The sequence below is a fragment of the Pseudomonas sp. XP1 genome, from assembly GCF_053557675.1.
In genome coordinates this window covers 93,490-98,365 of record NZ_JBNRIJ010000018.1, presented here as the reverse complement: position 1 = coordinate 98,365, position 4,876 = coordinate 93,490, and the positions used below count along the sequence as shown (strand labels likewise).

The 4,876-nt window shown below is 62.8% G+C and carries 3 protein-coding genes and 1 pseudogene; 2 read left to right on the top strand and 2 right to left on the bottom strand.

Going from position 1 to position 4,876, the window contains the following annotated elements; translation table 11 throughout:
• Positions 1-205: 205 nt before the first annotated feature.
• Entirely contained in the window at positions 206-1,093 is an 888-nt protein-coding gene (htpX, locus tag ACK1U9_RS16825; RefSeq protein WP_003259721.1) for a protease HtpX, read from the top strand.
• 169 nt (positions 1,094-1,262) lie between these two features.
• Here the strand turns inward: htpX and ACK1U9_RS16820 are convergent, their stop codons facing one another.
• Complete coding sequence (locus tag ACK1U9_RS16820) at positions 1,263-1,913, bottom strand: thiopurine S-methyltransferase (protein WP_108479835.1); 651 nt, start codon at positions 1,911-1,913, stop codon at positions 1,263-1,265.
• Between the two features lie 101 nt (positions 1,914-2,014).
• On the opposite strand from ACK1U9_RS16820, the gene ACK1U9_RS16815 reads away from it, so the two are divergent.
• The gene (locus ACK1U9_RS16815) at positions 2,015-2,782 is read left to right on the top strand and encodes a DODA-type extradiol aromatic ring-opening family dioxygenase (RefSeq protein ID WP_153671221.1); all 768 of its coding nucleotides are present in this window, start codon (positions 2,015-2,017) and stop codon (positions 2,780-2,782) included.
• A 152-nt stretch (positions 2,783-2,934) separates the two neighbouring features.
• Here ACK1U9_RS16815 and ACK1U9_RS16810 read toward each other — a convergent pair.
• Positions 2,935-4,648: pseudogene (locus ACK1U9_RS16810) on the bottom strand (DEAD/DEAH box helicase).
• Positions 4,649-4,876 lie beyond the last annotated feature (228 nt).

The following is a 4,876-nucleotide window of genomic DNA, read 5'->3' as shown; positions in this document are numbered from 1 at the left end:
CCCGGCGATGGGCTGCAAAGCAGTTCCAAAACCCCACAGGATCTTTCTTACATCCTGCAACGCTCTATCCCACAGCCCCCGCGCCATCCTCTGCCATACTCCGCCGTACACAGTTTGAAATAGTCGCCCGATTGAATCGGCACGGCCGGCCCCTTATATACCCCGCAGTAAGCGACAACTCATCCGTCAGGAGAACGTAACAACCATGATGCGCATTCTGTTGTTTGTAGCCACCAACCTCGCGGTGGTGCTGGTTGCAAGCATTACCCTGAGCCTGTTCGGTTTCAACGGGTTCATGGCCGCCAACGGGGTCGACCTGAATCTCAGCAGCCTGCTGGTGTTCTGCGCCGTGTTCGGCTTTGCTGGCTCCCTCGTCTCGCTGTTCATCTCCAAGTGGATGGCGAAGATGACCACCGGCACCCAGATCATCAGCCAGCCGCGCACCCGCCACGAACAGTGGCTGCTGCAAACGGTGGAAGAGCTGTCCCGTGAAGCGGGCATCAAGATGCCCGAGGTGGGTATCTTCCCGGCATACGAGGCCAACGCCTTCGCCACCGGCTGGAACCGCAACGACGCTCTGGTCGCCGTGTCCCAGGGCCTGCTGGAGCGCTTCTCGCCCGATGAAGTGCGCGCAGTGCTGGCCCACGAGATCGGCCACGTGGCCAACGGCGACATGGTCACCCTGGCGCTGGTGCAAGGCGTTGTGAACACCTTCGTGATGTTCTTCGCGCGCATCATCGGCAACTTCGTCGACAAGGTGATCTTCAAGAACGAAGAAGGCCAGGGCATTGCCTACTACGTGGCGACCATCGTTGCCGAGCTGATCCTGGGCATTCTGGCCAGCATGATCGTGATGTGGTTCTCGCGCCGCCGCGAATACCGCGCCGACGAAGCCGGTGCTCAGCTGGCCGGTACCGCGGCGATGATCGGCGCCCTGCAGCGCCTGCGCGTGGAGCAAGGCCTGCCGGTGCACATGCCCGACACCATGAAGGCCTTCGGCATCAATGGTGGCCTGAAGCACGGCCTGGCCGGGCTGCTGATGAGCCACCCGCCGCTGGAAGACCGTATCGAGGCACTGCGCCGTCGCGGTTGATCCAACCGGTAGAAACAAAGGGCGACTTCGGTCGCCCTTTTTTGTACACCTGTGCCGGCCTCTTCGCGGGTAAACCCGCTCCCACAGGTTCACCACATACCTTGAGGATTGTGCAGTACCTGTGGGAGCGGGTTCACCCACGAAAGGGCCAAGACAGGCTACACACCTGTCAGCGGCTGACCCGGCAAACCCGCTCCAACAAGCTCGATACCCCGGCCTGCAAAAACTTCGGGCTTTCTTCAATCACCTCCACAGCCTCCAGCTCATCCAGCTGCCACCCGGCAAACCCTTGTCGCAGCTCTTCATCTCCTACCGAAAACGGCGGCCCGCCCAGCAAGGATTGGTCATAATCCAGAGTCACCACCAACCCTTGGCAACCCGTCGGCAGCAAGCGCGACAACAACCGCATGTAAGCCACACGCATCTGCGAAGGCAAGGCAATCAACGCCGCCCGGTCATACAGCCCCGCGCAGTCGCCGACATCCTCTGCCTGCAACGCAAAGAAATCCCCACACCAGAGTTCGACGTCACCACTGCGCCAAACCTCGAAAGCCCCACGCTGCTGTACCTCGGCCTGCAGCCCATGCTCGCGGAAGAATGCCTCCACCGCCCGCCGCGACAGCTCTACGCCCAACACGCGATACCCCTGCCCGGCCAACCAGGCCAGGTCCAGGCTCTTGCCGCACAACGGCACCAGCACGCGGCTGCCCGGCGCAAGGCCAAGCGTTGGCCAATATTTCTGCAGATAGGGGTTCACCTGCGCCTGGTGAAAGCCGATCTGGTTGTCGGCCCACCGCTGCTGCCAGAACGCTGGCTCCATGATCACTCCCGATTTTTAGATGGTTTGTCGGTAAAAGTTGGTTTGGATTTCGATCTGTAGTTGATCGAAGATGTGTGCATCTTAACCGTCAGGAACCCGCCATGCTGCCCAGCCTGTTCATCTCCCATGGCTCCCCCATGCTTGCCCTGCAACCCGGCGCCAGCGGGCCGGCGCTGGCCGGGCTGGCCAACGCCCTGCCCCGTCCGAAAGCGATCGTGGTGGTGTCGGCACACTGGGAAAGCCGCGAACTGCTGGTTACCGGCAGCGCACAGCCCGAGACCTGGCATGACTTCTACGGCTTCCCACCAGCGCTATATGCGGTGCAATACCCGGCGCCGGGTGACCCCACCCTTGCCGGGCAGGTCAGTGAACTGCTGCAGGCTACCGGGCTGCCAGCCCGGCTGGATGCGCAGCGGCCATTCGACCACGGCGCCTGGGTACCTCTGTCGCTGATGTACCCGGAGGCGAATATTCCGGTTGTGCAAGTTTCCCTGCCCAGCCACATGGGGCCGGCGCTGCAGGTCAAGGTAGGCCAGGCGCTGGCGGGTTTGCGCGGTCAGGGCATGCTGTTGATCGGCTCGGGCAGCATTACCCACAACCTGGGCGAACTGGACTGGCATGCCGGGCCGGATGTGATCGAGCCATGGGCACTGGCGTTCAGGGATTGGGTGGTGGAAAAGCTTCGGGCGGATGATCAGCAAGCGTTGCTGAATTATCGGCAGCAGGCGCCGTTTGCGGCGCGCAACCATCCCAGTGACGAGCATTTCCTGCCGCTGTTCTTTGCCCTGGGGGCTGGGGGCAAGTTCGGGGTGGTGCACCAAGGGTTTACCCTGGGGGCGTTGGGGATGGACATTTATCGGTTTGGCTGAAGGGCCTCTTCGCGGGTGAACCCGCTCCCACAGGGTCTCCACAGATTTCAAGGCTTGTGCTGTACCTGTGGGAGCGGGTTTACCCGCGAAAGGGCCGGCGCAGGCAAAAAAAATCCCCAGCCAAAGCCGGGGATTTTTTCATTGCGCCAGGATCAATCCTCGCGGTAGCGACGCAGCTTCAGCTGCTTGCCAGCCACGCGGGTGTCCTTGAGCTTGGACAGCAGCTTCTCCAGGCCATCTTCCGGCAACTCGACCAGGCTGAAGCTGTCGCGCACCTGGATACGGCCGATAGCGTCACGGGCCAGGCCACCCTCGTTGAGGATCGCGCCCAACAGGTTCTTGGCAGCGATGCCGTCACGGGCACCCAGGGCAGTGCGGCAACGCACACGGCCTTCGGCAAGCGGCATCGGTGCACGGCGCTCGCGGTCACCACGCTCCGGGCGCTCGCCACGCTCACCACGTTCGGTACGCTCGCCACGCGGGGCGAAGCTCGGCACCAGCGGCTGCTCACGCTCTACCGCAGCCAGGTCCAGCGCCTGGCCATTGGTGGCCTTGCGCAGCAGGGCAGCAGCCAGGGCACGCGCGCTGCAACCCAGGTCGGCGGTCAGGCGGTCGAACAGCTCGCCGTGGGTGGCTTCCGCTTCGGCAACCAGCGGCGCCAGGCTCGAGGTCAGCTTCTTGATGCGGGCGTCCAGCACGGCCTGGGCATTCGGCAGGCGGGCTTCGGCAACTTTCTGCCCGGTTACGCGCTCGATCACCTGCAGCATGCGGCGCTCACGCGGGGTGACCAGCAGCAGTGCACGGCCATCGCGACCGGCACGGCCGGTACGGCCGATACGGTGTACGTAGGACTCCGGGTCGTACGGCATGTCGACGTTGAACACGTGAGTGATGCGCGGTACGTCCAGGCCACGGGCAGCGACGTCGGTAGCGACAACGATGTCCAGGCGGCCATCCTTGAGCGAGTCGATCACACGCTCACGCTGGTTCTGGGCGATGTCGCCATTCAGCGCGGCAGCCTTGTAGCCCTTGGCTTCCAGCGCGGAGGCCAGGTCCAGGGTGGCTTGCTTGGTACGCACGAAGGCGATCAGCGCATCGAACTCTTCCACTTCCAGCAGACGCAGCACAGCCGGGATCTTCTGGTCAGCGTGGACCATCAGGTGGGCCTGCTCGATCGCGGTAACGGTCTGGGTCTTGCTCTGGATCTTGACGTGCTTGGGCTCGCGCAGGTGACGTTCGGCGATCGAGCGGATCGACGACGGCAGAGTGGCGGAGAACAGCACGGTCTGGCGGCTGGCAGGGATGGCATCGAAGATCACTTCGAGGTCGTCCATGAAGCCCAGCTTGAGCATCTCGTCGGCTTCGTCCAGTACCAGGTACTGCACGGTCGACAGGACTTTTTCGTCACGACGCAGGTGGTCGCACAGACGGCCCGGGGTGGCCACGACGATTTGCGCGCCGTTGCGGATCGCACGCAGCTGTGGGCCCATCGGGGCACCACCGTAGACGGCGACCACGTTCACGCCCGGCATCTGCTTGGCGTAGGTTTCGAAAGCGGTAGCAACTTGCAGCGCCAACTCACGGGTTGGCGCCAGGATCAGGGCTTGCGGTTCGCGCTTGCTCACATCGATCTTGTTGAGGATCGGCAGGGCGAAGGCAGCGGTCTTGCCGGTGCCAGTCTGCGCCTGGCCGATCATGTCGTGACCGGCGAGGATGATCGGGATCGATTGTTGCTGAATGGCGGACGGCTCTTCGTAGCCGGTCGCCAGAACGGCAGCAACAATATTCGGATTGAGATCGAGAGCGGCGAAGCCGCCGGTTTCCTGGGTCATGGGTCTGCCTCTAGGTGCATCCGCAAAGACCCATGCTCCAAAGCTGCACAAGCCATGAAAGACCGACAGGTCACCCAGGCAGCTTTGGCGGCGGGGATTTGCGAAAACGATTGAAAAAGATAAACGTGGGAAAGTCCGCCTAGCGGACGTGCAGCCGAAGCTGGACTCGGAGGGTTTACACCACCTGATTTTGCGGTCCGCTAAAAGACCGGCGCGTACTATACCCGAAATCGTGCGCAGACGTGAGGAATATTTTCAGGGT